The organism is Mycobacterium neglectum, assembly GCF_002591975.1.
Taxonomy (GTDB): domain Bacteria; phylum Actinomycetota; class Actinomycetes; order Mycobacteriales; family Mycobacteriaceae; genus Mycobacterium; species Mycobacterium neglectum.
The window spans coordinates 1-586 of the sequence record NZ_NVQE01000122.1 but is presented as its reverse complement, the minus strand read 5'-3'; the positions used below and the strand labels follow the sequence as shown (position 1 = coordinate 586).

The following is a 586-nucleotide window of genomic DNA, read 5'->3' as shown; positions in this document are numbered from 1 at the left end:
AAGGTGGATCATCGAGAACGTCTTCGACCACCAGCACGTGCTCCCATCCGTCGCCGAAGTCGTAGTCATAGAACAACCGGTCGCCCTTACCGGAGACCACCTGATCCAGGCGCACACCGTCCTCGACGAGACCGTCGTCGCCTTCGCTGAGATCAAATCTGGTGACGAAGTAGGCACGGGTACGCCGGTCCGCCCCGACACCGAACTTATGCAGATGACCGTCCTGCCAGCCCATCGCAACCTGCAGCACGTCATGCAGCTCATCGAGCATGAGGTCACCCGGCAGGACCAGACGACGCCAGATCGGCGGCTTGGCGTACATCAGGTCGACCCGCACCCGGAAACCCCGCACACGCTCCGGCACAGCTCCCACCTCGGGTGTCGGTTCATCGAACACTCCCGCGAACAAATCCCGGCCAGCATCGGCCATCAGCTGTTGCAGCATCGACAGGTCCACACCACCCCCGGACACCGCGCTCTTCCTCTTACTCTTCCGCTTCTTCTCCGGCACACACCCAGCCAACCAGACACCCCAATCACAGGCCGACAGCAGCTGACCGTTCTACACCCTCAATCATGAAGAGCC

Annotated in this window: 1 protein-coding gene; it reads right to left on the bottom strand. The window is 61.8% G+C overall.

Translation table 11 applies throughout. The features are described from left to right. A partial coding sequence (locus CSQ99_RS30660; RefSeq protein WP_099042704.1) for a plasmid pRiA4b ORF-3 family protein occupies positions 1-472 on the bottom strand: 472 nt, incomplete at its 3' end. Between the last annotated feature and the right edge of the window lie 114 nt (positions 473-586).